Raw genomic sequence first — 24,384 nt, 5'->3', positions numbered from 1 at the left:
CCCGGCTTGACCTTGCCGCAGCGTCAGGCTTTCTACTGGGGCCATGCGGATCGGACAGATCGCCGAGCTCGTCGGAGTCACCTCCCGGGCGATTCGGCACTACCACCACGTCGGGCTGTTGCCCGAGCCTGCGCGCCGGGCCAACGGCTACCGCGCGTACACCGTACGGGACGCCGTGCTGCTGGCCAGGATCAGGCGGCTGACCGAGATCGGGCTGAGCCTCGACGAGGTGCGCGATGTGCTCGCCGACGACGCGGGGCGTGAGCTGACCGAGGTGCTGGGCGAGATCGATGCCGACCTGGCCCGCCAGGAGGCCGAGATCCGGGACCGGCGGCGCCGGCTCGCCCAGCTGCTGGAGGGGCCGCTGACCGCCGAGGGGCCCGTGTCGCCTCTGCTCGCCGAGCTGCTGGGGACGCTGCCCGAAACGGCCTCCCCTTCCGCCGCCAAGGACCGCGAGCACCTGGCACTGCTGGACACCGTGGAAGGCGGCGAGCAGATCTACGCCGCGCTCACGCCGCTCGCCGCCGACCCGGCCGTACTCGCGCTGTACGAGCGACTCGACGAGCTGGCGGCGGCGCGCGTGGACGATCCACGGATCGGCCCGCTGGCGGACGCGCTGGTCGCGGCCGTGCCGGACGAGGTACTTGCGGCGATCCCCGCCGAAGGGCGGGTCGTCGACGGTTTCGGCGAGGCACTTCTGGCGGACTTCGCCCCCGCGCAGGCGGAAGTGGTGCGCCGGGTGATGGAAGCACTGACGAGGGGGAGGACAGAATGAGCGTACGGGTGGCACGGCTGGTGGCCGCGGCGGTACTGCCGGCCGAACTGGCCCTGGGGACCTGCCTGCTGGCGGGGATACGGATACCCCCCTCGGTCGTGTTCGGGGCCGAGGCCCTGGTCGTGGCGGTGCTCGTGCTCGAGGCCCTCGTCCTGCGGGGGCTGTACGCGGCGGGGCGGGCCAAGGGCGCGGGGCGTCGCGAGGCGCTGGGCGACGCGGTCCGTACGGTCGTACCGGTGCAGGTGCGCCGGCTGCTCGCGCACGAGCTGCGCGCGACCGCCAGCCTCGGACTGTGGGCGGCCCGGCGGCGGCACGGGGTGCGCGACGGTGCGGTCGCCGTCGCGTACACGGCGCCACAGACTGCGATCATGTACGGCCTCGTCTTCGTCTCGGTCATCGAGACGGTCGCGCTTGCCGTGCTGATTCCATGGCCGCTGCTGCACCGGATCGTCCTGGTCCTGGACGTGTACGGGATCGTGTTCGTCCTCGCGATGCACGCGGCGTGTGTGACCCGGCCCCACGTGGTGGGCGCGGACGGGTCGCTGAGGATCCGGTACGGCGCGCTGTTCGACCTGCGGCTGCCGGCCGGGGCGGTGGCGTCCGCCCGCGTCGAGCGGCGCTACCCCGACGGCAGGCTGGCGCAGCTGGACGACGACGGCGTGCTCGACCTGGTGGTCGGCGGCCAGACGACGGTGACGGTGGAGCTGACGCAGCCGGTCGAGTTCGTGCGGCCGCTCGGCGGACGCGGCCTCGCCCGGGCCGTCCGCTTCAACGCGGACGACCCAGGCGCCGCCGTCGCCGCCCTCTCGGCGGGACCCGACGGGCTCACGTCGCGGGCGCGAACAGCACCTTCGCCCTCCCCGGGTCAGCCTGCGTGAGGCGTACGCGCAGCCGCTCACCCAGCGGCAGCCGCTGTGAGCCGCCCTCGATGCGGGCGACCACCGCCGGGTCCTCCAGGTGGACGGTTCCCACGGCCGGTTCCTGTTCCCGCACATCCACCACCCAGGCGTCGAAGACCTCGCCGACCCGGTCCTTCAGCAGGACGGTCTCGATCAGGTCGACGCACTCGCGCTCCACGGTGTTCGCGTGCCGCGAGCCGTCCGCCATCTCCTGCGCGATCCGGGGCAGCGCGGCCGTCACCCACTCCGGCGGCGGCTCCCCCGCCGCCGCCGCGAGGCAGAGTTCGCCCGCGTACCGGTCCACCAGGCGGCGCAGCGGTGCGGTGCAGTGCGTGTACTCGTCGGCCACGGCAGCGTGCACCGCGGGTTCGGGGACCTGGCCGTCCTGGAAGACGGTGTACCCCGCGCCCCGCAGAAGTGTTGTGCAGTCCTGGAGGAATGCCGCGTGGCCGGGCCGGGTGGGATCGAGCGAGCGGACGAGTTCGGCGTAGGCCACATGGTGCGGCCAGTCGATGTGGAGGGCCTTCGCGGAGCGCCGCAGCCGGCCCACCGCCCCGTCGGGGGCGCTCGGCAGAGTGCGCAGGATGCCGGTGCCGGACGCCGTCATGAGGTCCGCCGCCGCCATGCCGGTGAGCAGCGAGAGCTGCGCGTTCCAGCCGTCGGCCGGGAGTGGTGCCCGGTAGGCGAGGAAATGCGCGCCGTCCCGCTCGACGATCTCCTGCTCGGGGACGTTGAGGGAGATTCCGCCACGCTCCCGCTCCAGCGCCTCCCGGAGTCCGCCGATCTCCCGCAGCAGCGCGAGGGGCTCTTCGGCCGTCCCGTCGTCGATCTGCTGTTGCACCGACGCGTAGTCGAGCTTGGCCCGGCTGCGCACCAGCGCCCGGTGCACGTCGGTGGCCACGGCCCGGCCCTCCGCGTCGAGGTCGATCCGCCACAGCACGGCCGGGCATGTCTGGTCCGGCAGCAGGCTGGCCGCCCCCTCCGACAGCAACGCGGGATACAGCGGGACCCTTCGGTCCGGGAAGTACAGGGTGGTCACCCGGCGGTGCGCCTCCGCGTCGAGCGCGCCGCCAGGGGTGACGAACGCCGCGACATCGGCGATCGCGTAGTGGACCCGGTAGCCGCCGCCCGGGCGGCGGGCGAGGTGCATCGCCTGATCGAGGTCGACGGAGGTGGGCGGATCGATGGTGAAGAGGGGGAGGCCGGTGACATCGGCGGTGGGCAGCCGCGGGGACCGGGCCGCCTCTTCCGCCTCGGCGAGTGCCTCCGGCGGGAAGTCCTCGCGCACGCCGAGCTTCGTACGCAGTTCGCGCAGAGGGGCCCGCAGCGCGTCCTCGGCTGCGCCGATCATGTGCAGGTGGCGGCGGGGCATGCGTCGAGCGTATGAGGAGCGGGGCGGGGAAGCACGGCGAGCACGGTGGCCGGCATCGGGGTGCCGTGGGAGGGGCGAGCAAGGGGGCCGGCCGTCGGGCCGGGCCGCCCGCGTGGTCGCCTACGCTGGCGCGGGGGCCGCACCCCCCTCTCGTACGTACGAAGGAGAACCGCCGTGCTCGTGCTGCTGCCGCCGTCCGAAGGAAAGGCCCGTAGCGGTTCCGGTGCGCCCCTCAAGCTGGAGGGGTTGTCCCTGCCCGGCCTTGCCCAGGCGCGTACCGCGGTGCTCGACGAACTGGTCGAGCTGTGCGCGACGGACGAGGAGAAGGCGCGTGAGGTGCTCGGGCTGAGCGAGGGCCTGCGTGGCGAGGTCGCCAAGAACACGGAGCTGCGGAACTCGGGTGCCCGTCGGGCCGCGGAGATCTACACCGGTGTGCTGTACGACGCTCTGGGGCTCGCCACCCTGGAGCCCGCCGCCCGGAAGCGGGCCGCAAAGTCCCTGCTGGTGTTCTCGGGGCTGTGGGGCGCGGTGCGGATCACCGACCGTATCCCCTCGTACCGCTGCTCCATGGGCGTCAAGCTGCCCGCGCTGGGTGCGCTGGGCGCGTACTGGCGTACGCCGATGGCCACGGTCATGCCCGAGGCGGCCGCGAGCGGACTCGTCCTCGACCTGCGGTCGTCCGCCTATGCCTCGGCCTGGAAGCCCAAGGGCGAGGTCGCCGAACGGACGGCGACCGTCCGGGTGCTGCACTCGCAGTGGGTGAACGGGGTCGAGAAGCGGTCGGTCGTCAGCCACTTCAACAAAGCGACGAAGGGCCGTCTGGTGCGCGACCTGCTGACTGCCGGCCCGGCTCCGTCCGGGCCGGCGGAACTGGTCGAGGCGCTGAGGGACCTGGGATACGTGGTGGAGGGCGAAGCTCCCGGCGGGCCGGGCAGGACGTGGGCGCTGGACGTGGTGGTGACCGAGATCCACTGAGTGTCGCGAGTCGTTGCAACATACGCAACACTCGTTGCGCAACATGCATTCACCGGGGCAGGATGGCGGTATGACCTCCGTGCTGGACCTTGCCCCCGTCGTCCCGGTCGTCGTCCTCCAGGACGTGGCGGACGCCGTGCCGCTGGCACGTGCCCTGGTCGCGGGCGGCCTGCCCGCGATCGAGGTGACCCTGCGGACGCCGGCGGCGCTCGACGCGATCCGCGCGATCGCGGCCGAGGTCCCGGACGCGCTGGTCGGAGCGGGCACGGTGATAACCCCGGAGGCGGTGGCCGAATCCGTCGCGGCCGGCGCCCGCTTCCTGGTCAGCCCTGGCTGGTCGGACCGCCTTCTGGATGCGATGCGGGCGTCCGGCGTGCCCTTCCTGCCCGGCGTCTCCACCACGTCGGAGGTCGTCACGCTGCTGGAACGCGGCGTCACGGAGATGAAGTTCTTCCCGGCGGAGGCGGCGGGCGGCACGGCGTACCTCAAGTCCCTGGCGGGCCCGCTCCCCCGGGCACGCTTCTGCCCGACGGGAGGGATCACTTCGGCGTCGGCCCCCTCGTACCTGGCCCTCCCGAACGTGGGGTGTGTCGGGGGTACATGGATGCTTCCTCAGGACGCGATCACCACGCACGACTGGCCCCGGGTCCAGGCCCTGGCCAAGGCGGCGGCGACCCTGCGCGGCTGAGCCGCCGGGCCCCGCACCGCGCTCAGCGCAGGTGGGAGGTGTCGTTGAGCAGCCGCAGTGACGCGTTGCCGTCCGCGTAGTACGCCACCGCCGACAGCGATGCCGCCGAGAGTTCCATCCGGAACAGGGACTCGGGCGGCGCGCCCAGCGCCAGCCGTACGAGGGTCTTGACGGGGGTCACGTGCGTGACCAGCAGCACGGTCTTCCCCGGGTACTGCGCAAGCAGCTTGTCCCGGGCGGACCCTACGCGCCGCGCCACCGTCGCGAAGCTCTCACCGCCGCCGGTCGGCGCCGCCTTCGGCGAGGCGAGCCAGGCGTCCAGGTCGGCCGGGAAGCGTTCCCGTACTTCTTCGAAGGTCAGGCCCTCCCATGCGCCGAAGTCCGTCTCGCGCAGGCCGTCCTCAAGCCGGACGTCGAGCCCCAGCCGCCCCGCGACCACCTCGGCGGTCTCGCGGCACCGCCTCAGCGGCGAGCTCACCACGGCCTGGATCGTGCCGCGCGCGGCGAGGACGGAGGCGACCGCCTCGGCCTGCCGCCGGCCGACCGGCGAAAGCTCGGGATCGGAACCACCGCTGCCGGAGAACCGCTTCTGCGGGGTCAGAGCCGTCTCGCCGTGCCGCAGCAGCACGAACGTGGAGGGAGTACCCAGGTCGGCGGCCGCGCCCCACCCCACCGAGCCGGCCGGCACGGCAGTGGAAAGGGCATCGTCCGTCGGAGCCGGCTCGGCCGCGGCCGCCTTGGCCGTGCGGGCCGACAGGGCCGCACGGGCCTTTGCCGCACCCGCCGTCGCGTCCCCCGGCGGACCCGACGGCGGCGGTACCGCGACCGCGCGGGCAGCCCGGGCGTCGAGCGCGGCGGAGGACGCCGACGGCTCCCACTGCCTGCCCTTCTTGCCCGCGTCCATGGCCTCGTTGGCCAGCCGGTCCGCGTGCTTGTTCTTCTCGCGCGGGATCCACTCGTACACGACCTGAGAGCGCGGGAAGATCCTGGCCGCCTCGGCGGCCAGCGGCTTCATGTCGGGGTGCTTGATCTTCCAGCGGCCCGACATCTGCTCCACGACCAGCTTGGAGTCCATCCGGACGTGGATCTCGGCGTCCGGGGCAAGTGCGCGGGCGGCCTTCAGCCCGGCGACCAGCCCCTTGTACTCGGCCACATTGTTCGTGGCCACACCGATGTACTCGGCGACCTCGACCAGCGTCTCGCCCGTCTCCGGGTCGAGGACGACCGAGCCGTAGCCCGCGGGTCCCGGGTTGCCACGGGACCCGCCGTCCGCCTCGATGACGAGCTGCCGCATGGGGGCCTCCGGGATCTGCGGGGTTGACGAATGTACGGGTCCCCCCGGGCTTTCGGCCCGGGGGGAGAGAGTGGAGCCGAGGGGCGGGCATGGCGAGGACGAAGAGGCGGCGGCGCTGGACGTCACGGCGCTGGACGCCGGGCGCCGCCGCGAGTGCGCGGCAGAGCCGCGGCGACCGACGGCAACGCAGCCGGGCCGGCTCACCGGCCGGCGACCGCCCCTCCTCAAAGACCTCTCAGATACCCGAATCGGCCGTACGGACCAGGATGCGGCGGCAGTTCTCGCAGCGCAGCACCGTGTCGGGTGACGCGGCCTTGACCTCGTTGACCTCGGTGATGTTGAGCTCCAGCCGGCAGCCCTCGCAGCGCCGCTGGTAGAGCCGGGCCGCGCCGACACCGCCCTGCTGGACGCGCAGCTTCTCGTACAGCTTCAGCAGGTCGGCCGGCACCGACGCGGCGACGATCTCGCGCTCCTTGGTGATGGTGGTGATCTCGCTGTCGATCTCCGCCTGCGCCGCGTCACGGCGGCTGGTCGCGTCATCGGCCTTGGCCTGGACGGAGGCGACGCGCGCCGTCAGCTCGCCGACCCGCTCCTGGACGGACTCGCGGTGCTCCATGACCTCGAGGACGACGTCCTCCAGGTCGCCCTGGCGCTTGGCGAGCGAGGTGAGTTCGCGCTGGAGGTTCTCCAGGTCCTTGGGGGAGCTGACCGCTCCCGAGTCGAGACGCTGCTGGTCGCGGACGGCGCGCTGGCGCACCTGGTCGACGTCCTGCTCCGCCTTCGTCTGCTCGCGGGCGGTGTCGCTCTCCTCGGTCTGCGCCGCGACGAGCAGGTCGCGCAACTGCGTGAGGTCCTTGGTCAGGGAGTCGAGCTCGGCGTGCTCGGGAAGCGACTTGCGCTTGTGCGCGAGCTGCGACAGACGGACGTCCAGGGCCTGGACGTCGAGAAGTCGGATCTGGTCGGCGGGCGCGGCGTTCAGTTGGGGGCTCCTGTTGATGTGTCGGGGTTCGTGGTGGACGCCGCGTGGGCGGTCCAGGGGTCGGTGACCATACGCGAGACGTGGGTGCGCAGACCCCATCCGTGCCGGTCGGAGTGCGCGTCGAGCTGGGCGGCGGCCTGCTGGCACCAGGGCCATTCGGTGGCCCAGTGCGCGGCGTCGATCAGCGCGAGGGAGCTCTGTTCGCGCGCCTCCGAGACGGGGTGGTGCCGCAGGTCGGCGGTGAGGAAGGCATCGACGCCGGCGGCCCGGACCGCGTCCAGGAGGCTGTCACCGGAGCCGCCGCTGACCGCGACGGTACGGACCAGCGCCTCGGGGTCGCCCGCGGCGCGGATGCCCTGCGCGGTGCCCGGCAGGCGGGCGGCGGCGTACGCGGCGAACTCGCGCATGCGTAGCGGGTGGTCCAGTTCGCAGATCCGGCCGAGGCCGCGGCGCCCCGCCGGGTCGGAGGCATCCGGGACGAGGGGCCGGACGACGCGCAGGTCGAGCGCGCCGGCGAGGGCGTCGGAAACGCCGGGATCGGCGGTGTCGGCGTTGGTGTGCGCGACGTGCAGGGCGACGTCGTTCTTGATCAGGGTGTGCACGACGCGGCCCTTGAACGTGGAGGCCGCGACCGTCGTCGTCCCGCGCAGATAGAGCGGGTGGTGGGTGACGAGCAGGTCGGCGCCGAGCTTCACGGCCTCGTCGGCGACCTCCTGGACGGGGTCGACGGCGAAGAGGACCCGGGTGACCTCGGCATCGGGTTCGCCGCAGACGGTACCGACCGCGTCCCACTCTTCCGCCCGCTCGGGCGGCCAGAGAGCGTCGAGCGCGGCGATGACTTCAGACAGACGGGGCACGAGGAAAGGCTACCTGTCCTACGTGCCCCAGGACCTACCGGTCAGCGGGCGGACCTGGGGAACTGCCCGTCGGTCGGCCGCGGAGGCTGTCCGCGGGCCTACTTGATCAGAAACGTCCGGAGGTCGTCGAGGACCTTGTCGGCGGCCGTGACCCCGAGACCGAGGTACCAGGTCTCGTCAGGGACGTCCTTGGCCCGGCCGTTCTTGACGGCGGCCAGGTTCTTCCAGAGCGGGTTGTCCTCGGCCTTGTCCCGCTTGGTGGTCGTGGCGTCGCCGTAGACGCCTGTGAAGATCCAGTCGGCGTCGGCCTCGTCGATCTTCTCCGGGCTGATCTCCGCGGCGAGGTCGTTGATCTGCTGGTTCTTGGGCCGCGGCAGGCCGGCGTCGTCGAGGATGGTGCCGATGAAGGAGGCCTTGGCGTACAGGCGGGTCTTCTCGGGCATGTAGCGGAGCATGGTGACGGTCGGTTTCTTCTCGCCCAGGTCGGTGCGGAGCTGCTTCACCTTCTTCCCGTAGGCGTCGAGCTTGGCCTTCGCCTCCGCGCTCCTGTCCAGGGCGGCGGCGTTGAGGAGGTAGTTCTCCTTCCAGGTGAAGCCCGGCCGGATGGAGAAGACGGTCGGCGCGATCTTGGAGAGCTCGTCGTACTTGTCCGCCGCGCGCAGCTGGCTGCCGAGGATGAGGTCCGGCTTCAGCGCGTGGATCGCCTCGAGGTTGAGGCTGTTGATGGTGCCGACGCTCCTGGGGGCGCCGGCATCCTTCTTCAGGTAGCCGGGGATGCCGTCGTCGCCCTCGGAGGGGGCGTAGCCGACCGGCTTGACGCCGAGCGACACCACGTTGTCCAGCTCACCGACGTCGAGCACGACGACCCGCTGGGGCCGGGTCTTCAGTTCGGTCGTCCCCATGGCGTGGGTGAGGGTGCGCGGGAACTGGCCGGCCGCCGCGTCCGTACCGTACGACGCGGTCTTCTCCCCGGCGTCGGCGAAGTCCTTGCCGCCCTGGGCGACGGATTTCTTGCCGCCGCCGGTAGTGGCGGAGTCTTCGCCTCCGCTGTCGCTGCCTCCGCAGGCCGCGAGCGAGAGCGCGGCGGCAGCGGCAAGGGCGACGGCGACGGTGCCGCGGCGTCGTGGGGACATCAGGTACTCCAGTGGGGCGGCGGAACAGAGGGGCTACTTAGGTTCGCCTTACCCTATGCGGCCGGACATCGGCCAGCACAACCGCCTCCCCCCTCTCAGCGGAATCGCGCAACACCCACCCTTATGTGTGAAGGGACTGGTCTGGCGTTGTTCGGCAGGAAGTGCGAAAACTAGCTTCCTCGCTGGAGGTGACGATCCGATGACAGCCTGTGCAATCGAGGCCACCGCACGTCCGGGGTTCACCATCGCCGCGGACGGCTCCTACGCCGCGCGGCTGGCAGGCACCGGGGAGGCGCGTTTCCCGGAGCGCTGGACGCTTGACGGGCCCGAGCCGTACGCGGTGCCGCTGCCGCTCGGACAGCCGGAGGAGGCGGACAGCGAAGTACTGCCGCTCGTCGACGGACGGGTGCTGATCCACCGGCGCGTGGCGGGGCACCACGGCTTCTCGCTGCTCTACCCGACCGGACCCGGCACCGGGGAACTCCCGCTGGGAGCGGTCGACTGCGAGCGGCTTGCCCTGCTGCCCCCCTCCCCCGACGGCCGGGCGGCCTACGCCCTGGCGGCCGGCGAGCGGGCGACCGCAGTGTGGCTGGTGGCGGGGGGCGCCTTCGGTCCCGAGCACATCGTGGACGTACCGGGGCGCTGCTCGGGCGGGGTGTGGCTGGACCGTACGGGCCGGATACTCGCCCTGGACCAGGAGCTGGGCGGGCGGACGAAGGCGGTGGCGGTCGACCTCGGGCGGGGCGGGGAGGTGACGCCACTGCTGCAGATCGCCGACGACAGCAACGACCGTCTGTTGCTGGCGGACCCGGACAGCGGTCTGCTGCTGATCCGTTCGGACGCGCCGGGCCACGACCGGCTCGGATGGGGGGTGTTGGGGAGCCTGAGGCCGGTGCGCTTCCCCGAGTGCCTGCGGCTCGCGGACTGTGCGGTGACGCCGTTCGCGGTGCAGCCGGGGCAGGTGCTGATGCCGGAGAGCTGCGCGGTGGCGCTGCGGATCGACGGGGCGGCGGGGACGTGGCTCGGGGTGTGGCGGCCGGCGGGACGGCGGCTGACACAACTGCCCGCACCCGGAGGGTGGTTGGCAGGCACCGGACTGTGGTCCCGGGCCGGGGTGCTGGGGCTTCCGTACGTGACGGAGGAAGTGCCGTGCGGGGTGGCCCTGATGGAGGTTCCGGAACCCGCTCCCCCACTGGTGATCACAGAACCCGCACAAGCGGAAGCCGCAGGTGAGGAACCATGTGCGCCCCCTGAACATCCACCAGTACGCAGGCCGGTTCCGCTGCAGCAGGCGCCGCTGACCGGGCACGGGGCAGCTGGTTGAACTCACGGCGGGGGCTGCGCAGCTGTACCGGCCGAGCGCCGAGGGTGACCGCGACAGTGCTGTCGGCCGGGCGGCAGGGGTTGGCGCCTTCTCACGGCACAGAAGCGAATTGATGGATCGACGGAGTGACTTCCCACATGTCCGAAGTAGGGACCGAAACGACTGAGCCGCGTCTGCAGGGGGCAGGCGCTCGGGCCGAATCCGGCCGCTCCGGGCGGCACCGGGGCGGTGCGGCCGCGACGGAGGACTCGGCCGCTCCGGTACACGGACGCCACCGGCGCCCGTCGGAGGACGGCAACACGGCCTGACCTGACTCGGGCAACGGCCGCCGGGCCGCCACGGTCTGACCGTGGCGGCCCTTTCGCATCGCGCGGCCAGGGGCCCGGCATGACGGGCCGGACTCGGCCTCCAACCGTGTCCGAGGCCTACTGAGCGTGTTTGAGGCCCAGGACCTCCTTGGCCGCGAAGGTCTCGCCGGACGGCCGCCCCTCGTAGTACGGGGAAAGCAGCTCGTCCAGTTCCTCGTACGAGAACGCCTCCGTGACGGCGTCGAACTTCGCCGCCACCCTGGGGCGTTCCACGACGGCGACGATCCCGCCGTGGACCACGAAGAGCTGGCCGGTTGCCCCGGCCGAGGCCGGGGAGGCGAGATAGCCGACGAGGGGCGAGACGTGCTCGGGGGCGAGCGGGTCGAGCCTGCCGTCCTCCGGGACCGCGAAGCCTTCGAACACGTCCTCGGTCATCCGGGTGCGGGCTCGCGGGCAGATCGCGTTGGCCGTCACGCCGTACCTGCCCAGTGCCAGCGCCGTCGACGTGGTGAGGCCGACGATGCCGCCCTTGGCCGCCGCGTAGTTGGGTTGGCCGGCGGATCCGGCGAGGAAGGCTTCCGACGAGGTGTTGATGATGCGGCCGTAGACCGGGCCGCCGGCCGCCTTGGAGCGTTCGCGCCAGTGCGCCGAGGCGAAGCGGGTCGTGTTGAAGTGGCCCTTGAGATGAACCCGGATCACCGAGTCCCACTCGTCCTCGGACATCGAGAAGACCATGCGGTCGCGGAGGATGCCCGCGTTGTTGACCAGGATGTCCAGTTTTCCGTAGCGGGACACGGCCAGTTCGACCAGTTCGCGGGCCTGGCCAAAGTCGGCCACGTCTCCGAGGTGGGCCACTGCCTGCCCCCCGGCCGCCCGGATCTCCTCGGCCACTTCCTCGGCCGGCGCGGCCGAGGGCTCGCCGGAGCCGTCCCGTCCCGGCCGGCCGAAGTCGTTGACCACGACACTCGCACCGAGTCCGGCCAGTTCGATCGCCTCGGCCCTGCCGAGGCCACGGCCCGCGCCCGTCACCACGGCGGACAGGCCCTCAAGTGGCAGTGACATCAAAGGCCTCTCAGATTTCGATGCAGGTTCGGAGCGCCTCACCGGTGCGCATCTGGTCGAGGGCGTCATTGATGCCGGCAAGCTGCACCCGGTGGGTGATCAGGCCCGCCAGGTCGATGCGGCCCGCCCGCCAGAGGGCGATGGCCCGCTCGTACGACGTGAGCACGTCCCCGCCTCCGTACATGGACGGCAGGATCCGCTTCTCGTCGAAGAACAGCTCGAACATGCTCAGCTGCAGAAAGTCGTCCAGGGCTCCCGCACCGACGACACAGAGGGTGCCGCCGCGGCGGGTGGCCTCGTACGCCGTGCGCGCGGTGGCGGACTTGCCGACGACCTCGAAGACGTAGTCGAAGCCCTCGCCCGCGGTGATACGCCGGCCGGCATCGGCGAGTTCGTCCGGCGACACGGCCTCGGTGGCCCCGAACCGCAGAGCCGCCTCGCGGCGCGAGGCGACCGGGTCGACGGCGACGATCTGTGCCGCGCCCTTCAGCCGGGCGCCCTGGATGGCGGAGATACCGACGCCGCCGCAGCCGATGACAGCGACGGACGAACCGGCGGAAACGTCGGCGGTGTTGATCGCCGCGCCGAGGCCCGTGGTCACTCCGCAGCCGATGAGCGCGGCGATGTCGAACGGCACGTCGTCGGGTATCGGTACCGCGCAACCCGCGTCGACGACGACCTCCTCCGTGAAGGTGCCGGTGCCCGCGAAGCCGAACACGTCGCCGCCGGGCCGCTTGAAGTTGGGGGTGCCCGCGTTCACGAAGCCGGCCAGGCAGAGCTGCGTCTGGCCGCGCTTGCAGGCGGGGCAATGGCGGCAGGCGGGCAGCCAGCACAGCAGCACCCGGTCGCCGGGCTTGACGCTCGTCACCCCGTCGCCGACGTCGACGACCTCGCCGGCGCCTTCGTGCCCGGGGACGAAGGGCGCGGGCTGGGGCAGCACGCCGTTCATGGCCGAGACGTCCGAGTGGCACAGGCCGGTGGCCCGGACGCGGATCTTCACCTTGCCGGGGCCAAAGCCCACTGCCTCGACGTCCTCGAGGACCTCGAGCTTGTCCTGACCTATCTCGTGCAGTACGGCTGCGCGCACAGTGCGGCTCCCTTCGATGCGTACGGCTGGGGGTCCTCCTTCTGAAGGTGAGGACCGTCCCCCTAGGCGGCGTGCTCGACGACCGTGTCGGCGAGGACCGGCGCGTCGTCCCTCTCGACGGCGGTGACCGACACCTGGACACGGCCCGGCGACTGCCACATCCGGATACGCAGGGTCTCGCCGGGGAAGACGATTCCGGCGAAGCGGGTGGTGTACGAGCGGACGCGGGTGACATCGCCGTCCAGGGCCGTGTCGACGACCGCCTTGAGCGTCACTCCGTACGAACAGAGTCCGTGCAGAATCGGCTTGTCGAAGCCGGCGAGTTTGGCGAACTCCGGGTCGGCGTGCAGCGGATTCCAGTCGCCCGAAAGGCGGTAGAGGAGCGCCTGGTCCTCCCGGATCGCCCTGTCCGCGGTCCTGTCCGGCGCGGTCTCGGGCAGTTCGAGCCGGTGGGACGGGCCACGCTCGCCACCGAACCCGCCCTCGCCCCGCACGAAGATCTGGGAATCGCTGGTCCAGAGCGGGCCGTCGTCGTCGGCGACCTCGGCGCGCAGCACGAGGACGGCGGCTTTGCCCTTGTCGTACACCGCCAGGACCCTGGAGGTCGCGACAGCCCGGCCCTTCACGGGGATGGGCCGGTGCAGCTCGATGGTCTGCCCGCCGTGCAGTACGGAGGCGAGGTCGACCTCGACGCCGGGAGCGGCGAGCCCGCCCATCATGGCCATGCCTCTGCCGGCGACGGTGGCGAAGCTGGGCAGAACGTGGAGTCTGGACTCGAGCGTGTAGCGCAGCTCGTCCGGGTCGGTCGCGGGACCGGGCTTGCCCTGGAACGAGCCTGCGCCGAGGCCCAGATGGTAGAGCTGGATGTCCTTGTGGTCCCAGCTGATCTCGCTGGAGCGGGGTTCGGCCGCCATGGCCTTTGCGGCATCGATCGGCATGAGGATGCTGCTCCTTGACGGGATGGAAGACCTCGGTGCGGCCGTCCGCACCGTCGGCCGCACCGAGGTCGTACGGGGACCGGCCCCGCGCCCCTTCTAGAACGCGTTCTAGGCCGATTGGCCCCTATGTATAACGCACCCCCCACCAGTTGTGAAGCCTCCTGACGTAACGTCAGATCGGGTCCGCGGACGCCCGCTGGATGGCTGCTCGACGGCTACTGGATGGCAGACGCGAGGCCGAGAACGGGCGCCACCGGTGCGGCGACCTGGGTCACCTGACCGAGCTGACCGAGCTGGCGGACCTGGCCCAGCTGTGTCATCACGTCGAGCTGATCCGCGGCGGAGGCGCTGGTCTGCTGCCCGTCCGGATGGTGCGCGGCGCCGGCGGCGGGTGCGGCGAGGGCCGAAGCCCCGGCAGCGAGGGCAACGGCGGTGAGAAAGCGGTGTGTCTTCGTCATGCCCGGTCAACGGTTCGGCGGGCAAGCGGTCACGCGGTTCTACTCTTGACCTGTGAACGAGATGCCCCGGAATCACCGGCCGGCGAAAAGCGTACGAGTCCTCCTCGCCGAGGACGAGTCCGTGCACGGCGCTCTGGCCCTGCTGCTCGGCCTGGAGGAGGGCATCGAGGTCGTGGCCCAGGTGTCCGCCGGGGACGAGGTCGTGGCAGCCGCCCTCGGCTGCCGCCCCGATGTGGCACTTCTGGACGTCGGTCTGCCGGGCCGCGGCGGGTTCGACGCCGCCGCGGACCTGAGGGACGAAGTCCCGGACTGCCGGGTCCTGATCCTGACGACGTCCGGCCGGCCCGGTCACCTGCTCCGGGCCATGGAGGCGGGCGCCGTGGGCTTCCTCGTCAAGGACGGCCCGGTCCGTGAGCTGGCCGACGCGATCCGCCGGGTCCTGACCGGCGAAACCGTCATCGACCCGGCCCTGGCCGCGACTGCGCCGCTGCGCGTGGACCCCCCGCGGTCCGGCGCCCCTTAGAACAGGGGGGAGCCAAGACCGGACGAAGCCCTGTCAACCGGGGCAGGACGGGCAGCAGACACCACCTGATCTCACCGACGCCACCGGCATCCCGCTGGACGCCACCCTGACCAGCGGCAACCGCAGCGACGTCACTGGCTGATCCCACTGCTGAAGGCGATACCGCCGGTACGCGGGAAGCGCGGGCGGCCTCGGCGCCGCCCCGACGTGGTCCTGGGCGACCGCGGCTACGACCACGACAAGTACCGCCGTCTGGTCTGGGCGCTCGATCGCCCTGGACGACCAGGACGACTGCTTCGTCGTCGGCGAGGTCAACCATCAGGCACTGTTCCGGCGTGCGGCCGCTGTCGTACACCACGGCAGCGCGGGCACGACGACGGCCGCCACCCTGGCCGGCGCGCCTCAGGTGGTGGTACCTCAGGGGGCGGACCAGCCGTACTGGGCCGGCCGGGTGGCCGACCTGGGCATCGGCGCGGCACACGACGGTCCGATCCCGACCACCGAGTCCCTGTCGGCCGCGCTCCAGACGGCCCTGACCCCCGAGACCCGCGCACGAGCAACCGCCTTGGCCGGCACGATCCGCACCGACGGGGCGACGGTGGCCGCGAAGTTGCTGTTCGACGCCGTCAGCCAAGAAAGGCCGCCAGCGTCAGCGTGAACCACGCAGGATCGTTGAGCCGGGGACGGTGCCCGGCGCCGGACTGCACCGCCAGCTCGGCATGCCCGCAGAGACCGGCATACTCCGCGGAGTCCGCCGCAGCAGCAGCCCGACGTCGTAGCACCGGCGGGCAAGAGCACCGGCCTCCAGAATCACTCTGTCAGGAGTTCTCAGGCCCTGTCCGGGGCGGTCCCCCGCGGCAGCCACAGCAGCATCAGCACCGCGCACCCCACCAGCACGAGTCCGCCCGTACGGAAGGCCAGCGCGTAGCCCTCGGTCAGGGACTCCGCGTCCGTGGCGCTCCCCGTCCGCGACGCCGCCACCGTCGAGAGCACCGCGAGGCCGAGCGCGCCGCCCATCGTCCGCGACGTGTTTATCAGTCCTGACACCAGGCCCGCGTCGCCAGGAGCCGCTCCGGCCGTGGCCAGCGCCGCGAGCGGCGTGCCGGAGAGGCCGCCGCCGAACATCATCAGGAGGCCGGGGCCGAGCACCGCCGTGAGGTACGTGCCGTCGGCGCCCATCGTGGACTGCCAGCCGAACCCGGCCGCGGCCACCAGAGTGCCGGTGAGAGCGAGGTTTCTGGCACCGGTGTGCGGCATCAGCCAGGGCGCGAGCTTGGAGCCGAGGACGACGGCCAGAGAGCTGGGGATGAGCGCCAGACCCGCGCCCAGCGGGGTGTAGCCCAGCACGTTCTGGGCGTACAGCGTCATGAAGAACCACATGCAGAACATCGCCGAACCACACCCGAACATGGCCGCGTTGGCAGCCGACACCGTCCGTACGCGGAACACCTTCAGGGGCATCAGCGGGACCTTTGTCCGCGCCTCCACCGCCAGGAAGACGCCGAGCAGGGCGAGTCCGGCGGTCAGGGGCCACAGGGTGGCGGCCGCCGTCCAGCCCTCGGCCTCGGTCTGCACGATGCCGTACGCGAAGACCGCGAGCCCGGCCGTGACCAGCAGCGCGCCCGGCAGGTCGATCCTCCGCCGGCCCCCGGCCCGGCTCTCCACGAGCCACACCGCGGCACCCGCCAGTACGACCGCGCCGACCGGCACGTTGATCAGCAGCACCCATCGCCACGACAGCAGTTCCGTCAGCACCCCGCCGACGAGGCCGCCGGCCGCGCCACCGCCCGCACCCACCGCGGTCCATGTCCCGATGGCCCTGGCCCGTGCGGGGCCCTCCGGTACGGCCGAGGTGAGGAGGGTGAGCGTCGCCGGGGCCACGACGGCTGCCCCGAGCCCCTGCACCGCGCGGGCGGCGAGCAGCTGCCAGCCTTCCTGCGCCAGCCCGCCGGCGAGCGACGCGGCTGTGAACAGGCCGAGCCCGACCAGGAACATCCGCTTGCGGCCGTAGATGTCGGCGGCGCGCCCGCCGAGCAGCAGGAAACCGGCGAAGGCGATCGAGTAGGCGTTGACCACCCACTGGAGTCCCACGTCGCCGAGGCCGAGTCCGTTGCGCATGGACGGCAGGGCGACGTTCACTACGGAGATGTCGAGTACGACGAGGAACTGCCCGGCGCACGCGGCAAGGATCACCGCCCAGGTACGGACGGAGGGCGTGGTGCGGTCGGTTGTGGGAGTGACGGACGGGGTCTGGGCCATGGCGGTCATGGTCGCAGTTGCTGCGTGCTCGGTACATCAGTTTCCCGGCACACAGGCCCTCGGGCCATCAGTTTACGGCTCAGGACCTGCGCAGCAGGGTGACCACAGCCGCGCCGCCCAGCCCGATGTTGTGCGCGAGTCCCACCCCCGCCCCGGCCACCTGGCGTGCGCCGGCCTCGCCGCGCAGCTGCCAGACCAGTTCGGCGGCCTGGGCCAGACCGGTCGCGCCGAGCGGGTGGCCCTTGGAGATCAGGCCGCCGGACGGGTTGACGACCCACCGGCCGCCGTACGTCGTCGCGCCGCTCTCCACGAGCTTGCCCGACTCGCCGTCCGCGCACATGCCGAGCGCCTCGTATGTCAGCAGCTCGTTGATGGAGAAGCAGTCGTGCAGCTCGACGACGTCTACGTCCTCGATGCCGAGCCCGGACTTCTCGTACACCTGGCGCGCCGCGGCACGCGACATCGGCCTGCCGACGACGTCGATGCACGATCCCGACGCGAAACTGTCTCCGGTGTCCGTCGTCATCGACTGGGCCGCGATCTCCACGGCTTTGTCGTCGAGCCCGTGCTCCACGACGAACCGCTCCGAGACGACGACGGCGGCCGCCGACCCGTCGGACGTGGGTGAGCACTGGAGCTTGGTCAGCGGCCGGTGGATCGTCCTGGCGGCGAGGATCTCGTCGACCGTCCAGACATCCTGGAACTGCGCGCGGGGGTTGTCCGCCGAGTGCCGGTGGTTCTTGGCGCCGACGGCGGCGAGCTGCGCCTCCGTCGTGCCGTACCGCTCCATGTGCTCGCGCGCCGCGTTGCCGAAGATCTGCGCGGTGGGCGGCGACATCTCGAAGCCGTGGCCCGCCGCCATCACACCGTAGTGGCGCGCGACCGGTGAGGTCTCGAAGGCACCCCCGTCCGAGCCCGCCCCCAGCGCGCCGCGGGTCATCTTCTCGAAGCCCAGCGCCAGCACGCAGTCGCTGATGCCCCCCTCGACGAACTGCCGGGCCATCATCAAGGCCGTCGAACCCGTGGCGCAGTTGTTGTTGACGTTGTAGACGGGGACGCCGGTCAGGCCCAGTTCGTACACCGCCCGCTGGCCGGCCGTCGAGGCCTGGAAGCAGTGTCCGACGGGGACCTGCTGGACCTGGTCGTAGGAGATCCCGGCGTCGGCCAGTGCCTGCGTGCCGGCCTCCTTCGCCATGTCCCAGTACTGCCAGTCGCGGCTCTCGGGCTTTTCGAACTTCGTCATGCCCACACCCACGATGTAGCTCTTCACGGTTCTTCCCCTCTCGGTCCGTCGGTCCGTCGGTCCGTCCGTCAGTCCGTCAGTCCGTCAGTCCCGCGGCAGGCCGAGGATGCGCTCGGCAACGACATTGAGCTGGACCTGTGTGGTGCCGCCCGCGATGGTCAGGCAGCGCGACATCAGGAAGCCGTGCACGGCCCGCTCCCCCGGCCCCTCGCGGACCGCGCCCGACGGACCCATGAGTTCGAGCGCAAGCTCGGCGGTCCGCTGCTGATGCGTGGTCTGCACGAGCTTTCGGACACTCGCGCCGGCGCCCGGTTCCGCTCCCGACACCTGCCGGAGGGTCGTCCGCAGCCCGATACAGGCGAGGGCGTGCGCCTCGGCCGCGAGGGCCCCGATGCGCGCCCGGCAGGTGGCATCCAGCTCCGGCGCCAGGGTGAGCAGCGCCTCCAGCCCGGTGTCGAAGGTCAGCTGGTCGGCCATGTGGACCCGCTCGTTGCCGAGCGTGTTGCGGGCCACCTGCCAGCCACCGTCCACCTCCCCGACCACGGCGTCCGCAGGCAGCATCACATCGTCGAAGTAGACCTCGTTGAAGAGCGACTCCCCGGTGATCTCCTTGAGCGGCCGGATGCCGATCCCCTGCGCGGCCCTCATGTCGACAACGAAGTACGTGAGCCCCCGGTGCCGTGGAGCGTCCGGATTCGTACGGGCGAGGAGGATGCCGTAGTCGGCCGACCGGGCGGCGCTCGTCCACACCTTCTGGCCGTTGACCCGCCAGCGTCCGTCGCCGGTGCGCTCCGCCCGCGTGCGCAGCGAAGCCAGATCGGACCCGGCGCCCGGCTCAGAGAAGAGCTGACACCACAGCACCTCGCCGCGCAGGGTGGGCAGGAGGTGCCGGTCCTGCTGTTCCCGGCTCCCGTACGCGATGAGCGAGGGCACCACCCAGGTGGCGATCCCCAGGTCGCTCAGCCGCACCCCGGCAGCCCGGAGCTCCTGCTGTACGGCGAGCTGCTGGACCGGACCCGCGCCGAGGCCGTACGGCGGCGGCAGATGCGGCGCGGCGTAGCCGATGGGCGCGAGGGCGCGCCGGGCGGCGCCCGGATCCAGGCCGCGCACCCGCTCGATCACCTGGCGGGCATGCTCCCGGTACGGCTGCGCCTCCGGCGGCAGCTCCAGTTTCAGCTCCCGGCGTGCCCCGGCCGCCGCGAGACCCACCGCGCGCAGCCGGTGCGTGTCGCCGGGCCCGAGGAGCTGGCGCGCCACCAGGGCCCGGCGAAGATAGAGGTGCGCGTCGTGCTCCCAGGTGAAGCCGATGCCGCCGAGGACCTGGATGCAGTCCTTGGCGCAGGTGTACGCGGCATCGAGCGCGGTGGCTGCGGCGAGCGAGGCGGCCAGGCCGCGCACCTGAGCGTCCGTACCGTCGTCCGCCGCGCGGGCCGCGTCCCAGGAGAGCGCGCGGGCCTGCTCGACCCGTACGAGCATGTCGGCACAGAGGTGCTTGATCCCCTGAAACTGCCCGATGGGGCGGCCGAACTGCTCACGCGTCCTGGCGTACTCGGTGGCGGTGCACAGGGCCCAGGCCGCGGTGCCGCACGCGTCGGCGGCGAACAGGACCGCGGCGAGGTCGAGTACCGGGATGCTGCCGACTCCGAGCACCCGGCCGGCGGGTAGCCGGGCGCCCAGGGCACGGATATCCGCCGTCGGGCGGGTGGGGTCGGCGCTCTCGTGCGCGCGCACGATGAGGTCCGCCGCGTCGGCCGCGACCCACACCGTCCCGTGGGAGGACTCGGCCGCGAGCACGATCAGGTCCGCCTCGGCGCCGCCGAGGACGGGCGGCGCGGCGCCGTCCAGCAGGTATCCGCCGCCCTCCACCGCGACCGCGGTGAGCGAGCCGGCGCCGAGCGCCACCGCGCCGATGCGCTCGCCGGCGGCCAGCGCGGCAACCAGGGCGCGCTGTCCGGGCCCCGGCGAGCCGTCCGCCATTGCCCGCTCCAGTACCGCGGAGGCGAGTGCGCTCGGCAGATACGGTCCGGGCAGCGCGGCGCGCGCGGTCTCCTCCAGGGCGACGGCCAGGTCGAGAAGGCCGCCGCCCCCGCCGCCGTACTCCTCGGGCAGGTGCAGCCCGAGCAGGCCCTGCGCAACGAGGCCGTCCCAGTGGGCGGGCCGGACCGTCCCCCCGGGCGGGGCGTCGAGGAACTTGCGCACCTCCTCGGGCGGCACGGCCCGCGCCACCCAGCCACGCACCGCTTCCGCCAACTCGCGCTGTTCTTGCATGATTCCGATGCCCATGCGGATCCTCACCGGTCGCGGACGTGGGTCGGCGCCAGACTAGAACACGTTACAATCTGACGGAAGGTCAGATACGTCTCGATCTGCCGTGCCCGCCGACACCCACCCACCCGCTCGCCCGGCTCGTGCGGTACGGCACGATGGGCCGCCCGGACCCGTACCACCAGGAGGAAGCCATGGCACCCAAGCCGGAGACACTCGCCGCCTTCGAGGCCGCCAAGGGCTTCATGCCGGTTCGCGAAGGGCTCGCCCTGCACGAGGCGGCGACCGCGGCCGCCGCGCTCGGGCTGCCGCTGCTGGAGGTCGGTACCTACTGCGGTCGCTCGACCCTCCTGCTCGCCGACGCCGCCCGCGAGGCCGGCGTGAGCGCGATCACCGTCGACCACCACCGCGGCAGCGAGGAGCAGCAGCCCGGCTGGGAGTACCACGACCCGACCGTGGTGGACCCCGAGATCGGACGGATGGACACCCTGCCGACGTTCCGGCGGACCCTTCACAAGGCCGGGCTGGAGGACCATGTCGTCGCGATCGTCGGCCGGTCGCCCCAGGTCGCGGCCGTGTGGGGCGGGAAGCTCGGCTTCGTCTTCATCGACGGCGGACATACCGACGAGCACGCGGCCGCCGACTACGAGGGCTGGGCGCCCCACCTCGCCGGGGACGGCCTGCTCGTCATCCACGACGTCTTCCCCGACCCGGCCGACGGCGGCCAGGCCCCGTACCGGATCTACCGCCGGGCCCTGGAGTCCGGAAGCTTCACCGAGGTCTCCAGAACCAACTCCCTGCGCGTCCTGCGCCGGACGGGCCCGGGGATCTGATCCGGGATTCGGCCAACCCGGCAGTTGGGCGTGCCGGGTGCGCCGAGCCCGGCACGATCGGGCGGACATCCCCTAGCATCGCGACGTGCCGTACGACGACAGTCCTCCCCCCACCCAGCGGCGCCTGCGCGCCTCCACCCTCACTGTCGCGCTGGCCGCGCTGGTGCCGACCTGCCTGGCCGGGTGGCTGCTCTGGCAGGCGATGAGCGGGCCGGAGCAGAACGAACCGCCCAAGGTGCTGCCCCTGCCCAGCCAGTCCGCCGCCCCGGGCACGGACGAGAAGCCGCCGGTGACCGTGACGGCGACGCCGCCCTCCGGCCGGCCGTCCTCCCCGGAGGACGACAAGTCCGGTCGGCCCCTGGCCGGCAGGGTCGTGGTCGTCGACGCCGGCCACAACCCGGGCAACTTCAAGCACACCCGCGAGATCAACCAGCTCGTCGACATCGGTACCAATAAGAAGGAATGCGACACCACCGGTACTTCCACCAATGACGGCTACACCGAGGCAGCGTTCACCCTCGACGTCTCCCGGCGGCTGCACCTCCTCCTCGAGGAGCAGGGCATGAAGGTCGTCTTCACACAGAACGACGACCGCCCCTTCGGCCCGTGCATCGACGAGCGCGCCCGCATCGGCAACGAGGCGAAGGCCGACGCGGTCGTCTCGGTCCACGCGGACGGCTCCGCGTCCGGCCACCGCGGATTCCATGTGATCCTCCCCGCACTGGTGAAGGGCGGTTCGGCGGACACCGCACCGATCGTCGGCCCTTCCCGGGAGCTGGGCGAGCGGATCGCCGGCAGGTTCGTCCGGGCGACCGGCAGCGCTCCGTCCAACTACGTGGGCGGCGGAACGGGGTTGGCCGTACGCGAGGACCTGGGCGGACTCAACCTGTCCGCCGTTCCCAAGGTGTTCGTCGAGTGCGGGAACATGCGGGACGCGAAGGACGCGGCCCTGCTGAAAAGTCCCGAATGGCGCCAGAAGGCGGCCCAGGGCATTGCGGAGGGCATCGTCGACTACCTGGCGGGGTAGGGCTGGTACCCGGCGGACGAACCGGGCCCGCGGGCGATAGATTCATCCGTACGATGGGGAGCCGCCCCGAGCTACGCGCCGCGAGACCGCCCCGACGAGACGACCGAAGAAGGACTTTCACGTGAACATCCGCTCCCTCACTCGAGGTGACGGCGTGGTGATCGGAGCAGCGGTGTTGCTGTTCATCGCCTCGTTCCTCGACCTCCAAGACCTCAGCGCCTTCGGTGTCGACGGGTCCTCCAACGCGTGGGAAGCCACATCGGTACTGGGGAGTGTCTTCCTGGCCGGGATCATCGGCGCGGCGCTGATCGTCGTCGCCCGTGCGCTGCCGCAGCCACGGAAGGTCGCGGGACTCGACCTGGGCCAGTTCGGGGTCGCTTTCACTGTGTTCGCCGCCTGGGCGGCGTTCTGGACGATCATCGACATCGAGGAAGCCGGCATCGGCATGATCCTCGGCCTGCTCGCCGCCCTGGTCCTCGCGGGCGCGGCGATCGCGACTCCGCTCGTCCCCGCTCTCCAGGCCGCCCTGATTCCCGCGCCGAAGCCGCAGGCACCGTCTCCCTACGGCGGCCAGCCCGGGCAGCCGGGCCCCGGTCAGGGGTACGGCTACCCGGGTCAGGGTCAGCAGCAGCCGTACGGCGCCCAGCCGGGTCAGCCCGGTCAGCAGCAGCCGTTCGGCGGGCAGCCTCAGGGACAGCAGGCCCCGCACCCGCAGCAGGCCGCCCAGCCGCAGGCCGGTCCCGGCGCTCCGGCCGCCGACTTCGCGGCGTTCTGGTTCGCGGTCCCCGTCGCCCGCCCGCTGTACGCGGAGGACGGCTCGCCCACCCCGATCGCCGAGCTCGCGCCCGGCACGTGGTACCTCGCGGTGGAGCAGCGCGGCCCCGGTCTCGTCGCCCAGACGCAGGACGGCCGCCGCGGCGTCCTGCAGGACACCACCGGCATCCAGCGCGGCTGAGCCCGGACAGCAGCACACCAACGGCCTCCCTCCCTTCCGGGCGGGAGGCCGTTGCCCTACAGTCGCCTGACGCACCGTCACTTAAGGTTGGTCGCTGTCCGGCCCGGCTGGAGGACCGTATGCGCCTCGGACTCGCACTCGGCTACTGGGGACGCGGCCCGAACCCCTCCCACCTCGACCTCGCCGTCGAGGCCGAGCGGCTCGGGTACGACTCCGTATGGACCGCGGAGGCCTGGGGCTCGGACGCCTTCACCCCGCTGACCTGGATCGCGGCGCACACCTCCCGCATCCGCCTCGGCACCGCCATCGCGCAGATGTCCGCCCGCACGCCAACGGCGACCGCGATGCACGCACTCACCCTCGACCATCTCTCCGGCGGCCGGATGCTGCTCGGCCTCGGCCTGTCCGGACCGCAGGTGGTGGAGGGGTGGTACGGACGCCCGTTCCCCGACAGCCCGCTGACCGCCACCCGTGAGTACGTCGAGGTGATCCGCCAAGTACTGCGCCGGCAAGGGCCCGTTGAGCTCGACGGACGTTTCCACTCCCACCCGTACCGCGGCGCGGACGGCACCGGGATCGGCAAACCCCTGAAACCGATCACCCATCCCCTGCGGGCCGGCCTGCCCGTACTGCTGGGCGCCGAAGGACGGAAGAACATCGCCCAGACCACCCGGATCGCGGACGGCTGGCTGCCGCTGTACTGGTCGCCACTGCGCCCCGACGTGTACGGAGCCTCTCTCGCGGACCTCCCGGACGGCTTCCTGGTCGCCCCCATGGCCCGCGCGCATGTCTGCGACGACGTGGCCGAGGGTTTGCTGCCCGTGAAGGCGATGCTCGGCTTCTACATCGGCGGCATGGGGCACGCCGCCCGCAACTTCCACGCCGACCTGATGTCCAGGATGGGTTTCGAGTCCGAGGCCCGCCGCATCCAGGAGCTCTTTCTCGCCGGCCGCAAGGAGGACGCGGTGCTGGCCGTCCCGGACGCCTTCGCAGACGAGATCTCGCTCGTCGGCCCCCGCGAACGCATCGCGGAACGGCTGGAGTTGTGGCGCAAGGGCCCGGTCACCGATCTCCTGGTGACGGCCCCGGACCCGCACACCCTGCGCGTGCTGGCCGAGCTCAACGCATAG

At 72.1% G+C, this 24,384-nt stretch carries 21 protein-coding genes and 3 pseudogenes; 12 read left to right on the top strand and 12 right to left on the bottom strand.

What is annotated here, in order from left to right:
• The first annotated feature begins 43 nt into the window (after positions 1 to 43).
• Together AB0M62_RS11360 and AB0M62_RS11355 are read left to right on the top strand one after the other, a co-directional pair.
• The gene (locus AB0M62_RS11360) at positions 44 to 775 is read left to right on the top strand and encodes a MerR family transcriptional regulator (RefSeq protein ID WP_366073903.1); all 732 of its coding nucleotides are present in this window, start codon (positions 44 to 46) and stop codon (positions 773 to 775) included.
• Positions 772 to 1,653 carry a hypothetical protein gene (locus AB0M62_RS11355; protein ID WP_366073902.1) on the top strand — a complete coding sequence of 294 codons (882 nt, stop codon included), beginning with the start codon at positions 772 to 774 and terminating at the stop codon, positions 1,651 to 1,653. The genes AB0M62_RS11360 and AB0M62_RS11355 overlap by 4 nt, the downstream gene beginning before the upstream one ends.
• On the opposite strand, the gene AB0M62_RS11350 is transcribed toward AB0M62_RS11355, so the two are convergent.
• Complete coding sequence (locus AB0M62_RS11350; protein WP_366073901.1) at positions 1,601 to 3,046, bottom strand: RNB domain-containing ribonuclease; 1,446 nt, start codon at positions 3,044 to 3,046, stop codon at positions 1,601 to 1,603. The two genes, AB0M62_RS11355 and AB0M62_RS11350, sit on opposite strands and share 53 nt — an antisense overlap.
• Positions 3,047 to 3,220: 174 nt before the next feature.
• On the opposite strand from AB0M62_RS11350, the gene yaaA reads away from it, so the two are divergent.
• Complete coding sequence (gene yaaA, locus AB0M62_RS11345; RefSeq protein WP_366073900.1) at positions 3,221 to 4,021, top strand: peroxide stress protein YaaA; 801 nt, start codon at positions 3,221 to 3,223, stop codon at positions 4,019 to 4,021.
• A 70-nt stretch (positions 4,022 to 4,091) separates the two neighbouring features.
• Positions 4,092 to 4,709 carry a bifunctional 4-hydroxy-2-oxoglutarate aldolase/2-dehydro-3-deoxy-phosphogluconate aldolase gene (gene eda / locus AB0M62_RS11340; protein WP_366073899.1) on the top strand — a complete coding sequence of 206 codons (618 nt, stop codon included), beginning with the start codon at positions 4,092 to 4,094 and terminating at the stop codon, positions 4,707 to 4,709.
• A gap of 22 nt (positions 4,710 to 4,731) precedes the next feature.
• On the opposite strand, the gene AB0M62_RS11335 is transcribed toward eda, so the two are convergent.
• From AB0M62_RS11335 to AB0M62_RS11320, 4 genes are all read right to left on the bottom strand, one after another.
• Positions 4,732 to 6,003, bottom strand: a complete 1,272-nt coding sequence (locus AB0M62_RS11335; protein WP_366073898.1) for a bifunctional RNase H/acid phosphatase — start codon at positions 6,001 to 6,003, stop codon at positions 4,732 to 4,734.
• A 235-nt stretch (positions 6,004 to 6,238) separates the two neighbouring features.
• Positions 6,239 to 6,982 (bottom strand): C4-type zinc ribbon domain-containing protein, encoded by a 744-nt coding sequence (locus tag AB0M62_RS11330; RefSeq protein WP_366074014.1) that lies wholly within the window; start codon positions 6,980 to 6,982, stop codon positions 6,239 to 6,241.
• Positions 6,979 to 7,839, bottom strand: coding sequence for a Nif3-like dinuclear metal center hexameric protein (locus tag AB0M62_RS11325; protein WP_366073897.1), 861 nt, complete (start codon positions 7,837 to 7,839; stop codon positions 6,979 to 6,981). The genes AB0M62_RS11330 and AB0M62_RS11325 overlap by 4 nt, the downstream gene beginning before the upstream one ends.
• Before the next feature lie 98 nt (positions 7,840 to 7,937).
• Positions 7,938 to 8,972: an iron-siderophore ABC transporter substrate-binding protein gene (locus AB0M62_RS11320; RefSeq protein ID WP_366073896.1), complete on the bottom strand. Its 1,035-nt coding sequence runs from the start codon at positions 8,970 to 8,972 to the stop codon at positions 7,938 to 7,940.
• Between the two features lie 199 nt (positions 8,973 to 9,171).
• Here AB0M62_RS11320 and AB0M62_RS11315 point away from each other — a divergent pair, with 199 nt between their 5' ends.
• The gene (locus AB0M62_RS11315; RefSeq protein ID WP_366073895.1) at positions 9,172 to 10,296 is read left to right on the top strand and encodes a hypothetical protein; all 1,125 of its coding nucleotides are present in this window, start codon (positions 9,172 to 9,174) and stop codon (positions 10,294 to 10,296) included.
• Between the two features lie 425 nt (positions 10,297 to 10,721).
• Here AB0M62_RS11315 and AB0M62_RS11310 read toward each other — a convergent pair whose 3' ends face one another.
• From AB0M62_RS11310 to AB0M62_RS11295, 4 genes are all read right to left on the bottom strand, one after another.
• Entirely contained in the window at positions 10,722 to 11,666 is a 945-nt protein-coding gene (locus tag AB0M62_RS11310; RefSeq protein ID WP_366073894.1) for a 3-oxoacyl-ACP reductase, read from the bottom strand.
• A gap of 10 nt (positions 11,667 to 11,676) precedes the next feature.
• The gene (locus AB0M62_RS11305; RefSeq protein ID WP_366073893.1) at positions 11,677 to 12,753 is read right to left on the bottom strand and encodes a Zn-dependent alcohol dehydrogenase; all 1,077 of its coding nucleotides are present in this window, start codon (positions 12,751 to 12,753) and stop codon (positions 11,677 to 11,679) included.
• 62 nt (positions 12,754 to 12,815) lie between these two features.
• On the bottom strand, positions 12,816 to 13,691 hold the full coding sequence (locus AB0M62_RS11300; RefSeq protein ID WP_366073892.1) for a MaoC/PaaZ C-terminal domain-containing protein: 876 nt from the start codon (positions 13,689 to 13,691) through the stop codon (positions 12,816 to 12,818).
• Between the two features lie 215 nt (positions 13,692 to 13,906).
• Complete coding sequence (locus AB0M62_RS11295) at positions 13,907 to 14,149, bottom strand: hypothetical protein (protein ID WP_366073891.1); 243 nt, start codon at positions 14,147 to 14,149, stop codon at positions 13,907 to 13,909.
• Positions 14,150 to 14,201: 52 nt separating this feature from the next.
• Here AB0M62_RS11295 and AB0M62_RS11290 point away from each other — a divergent pair.
• From AB0M62_RS11290 to AB0M62_RS11280, 3 pseudogenes are all read left to right on the top strand, one after another.
• Positions 14,202 to 14,627: pseudogene (locus tag AB0M62_RS11290) on the top strand (response regulator); the annotation flags it as partial.
• Between the two features lie 35 nt (positions 14,628 to 14,662).
• A pseudogene (locus AB0M62_RS11285) lies at positions 14,663 to 14,924 on the top strand (transposase); the annotation flags it as partial.
• A gap of 22 nt (positions 14,925 to 14,946) precedes the next feature.
• Positions 14,947 to 15,330: pseudogene (locus AB0M62_RS11280) on the top strand (nucleotide disphospho-sugar-binding domain-containing protein); the annotation flags it as partial.
• Positions 15,331 to 15,500: 170 nt separating this feature from the next.
• Here AB0M62_RS11280 and AB0M62_RS11275 read toward each other — a convergent pair.
• The 3 genes from AB0M62_RS11275 to AB0M62_RS11265 form a co-directional block, all read right to left on the bottom strand.
• A complete protein-coding gene (locus AB0M62_RS11275; protein ID WP_366073890.1) occupies positions 15,501 to 16,931 on the bottom strand; it encodes an MFS transporter in 1,431 nt (476 codons plus the stop codon).
• Between the two features lie 79 nt (positions 16,932 to 17,010).
• Positions 17,011 to 18,201 (bottom strand): lipid-transfer protein, encoded by a 1,191-nt coding sequence (locus AB0M62_RS11270; protein WP_366073889.1) that lies wholly within the window; start codon positions 18,199 to 18,201, stop codon positions 17,011 to 17,013.
• Positions 18,202 to 18,258: 57 nt separating this feature from the next.
• The gene (locus tag AB0M62_RS11265) at positions 18,259 to 20,457 is read right to left on the bottom strand and encodes an acyl-CoA dehydrogenase (RefSeq protein ID WP_366073888.1); all 2,199 of its coding nucleotides are present in this window, start codon (positions 20,455 to 20,457) and stop codon (positions 18,259 to 18,261) included.
• Positions 20,458 to 20,633: 176 nt separating this feature from the next.
• Between AB0M62_RS11265 and AB0M62_RS11260 the strand changes: the two genes are divergently transcribed.
• From AB0M62_RS11260 to AB0M62_RS11245, 4 genes are all read left to right on the top strand, one after another.
• On the top strand, positions 20,634 to 21,272 hold the full coding sequence (locus AB0M62_RS11260; RefSeq protein WP_366073887.1) for a class I SAM-dependent methyltransferase: 639 nt from the start codon (positions 20,634 to 20,636) through the stop codon (positions 21,270 to 21,272).
• 85 nt (positions 21,273 to 21,357) lie between these two features.
• Positions 21,358 to 22,299, top strand: coding sequence for an N-acetylmuramoyl-L-alanine amidase (locus tag AB0M62_RS11255; RefSeq protein WP_366073886.1), 942 nt, complete (start codon positions 21,358 to 21,360; stop codon positions 22,297 to 22,299).
• A 121-nt stretch (positions 22,300 to 22,420) separates the two neighbouring features.
• The gene (locus tag AB0M62_RS11250; RefSeq protein WP_366073885.1) at positions 22,421 to 23,254 is read left to right on the top strand and encodes a hypothetical protein; all 834 of its coding nucleotides are present in this window, start codon (positions 22,421 to 22,423) and stop codon (positions 23,252 to 23,254) included.
• 119 nt (positions 23,255 to 23,373) lie between these two features.
• Entirely contained in the window at positions 23,374 to 24,384 is a 1,011-nt protein-coding gene (locus tag AB0M62_RS11245; RefSeq protein ID WP_366073884.1) for an LLM class F420-dependent oxidoreductase, read from the top strand.

It is taken from the genome of Streptomyces sp. NPDC051219, from assembly GCF_040682335.1.
Classification (GTDB): domain Bacteria; phylum Actinomycetota; class Actinomycetes; order Streptomycetales; family Streptomycetaceae; genus Streptomyces.
Note: the sequence above shows the minus strand (reverse complement) of the source record. Positions and strands in the feature narration are given on the sequence as shown.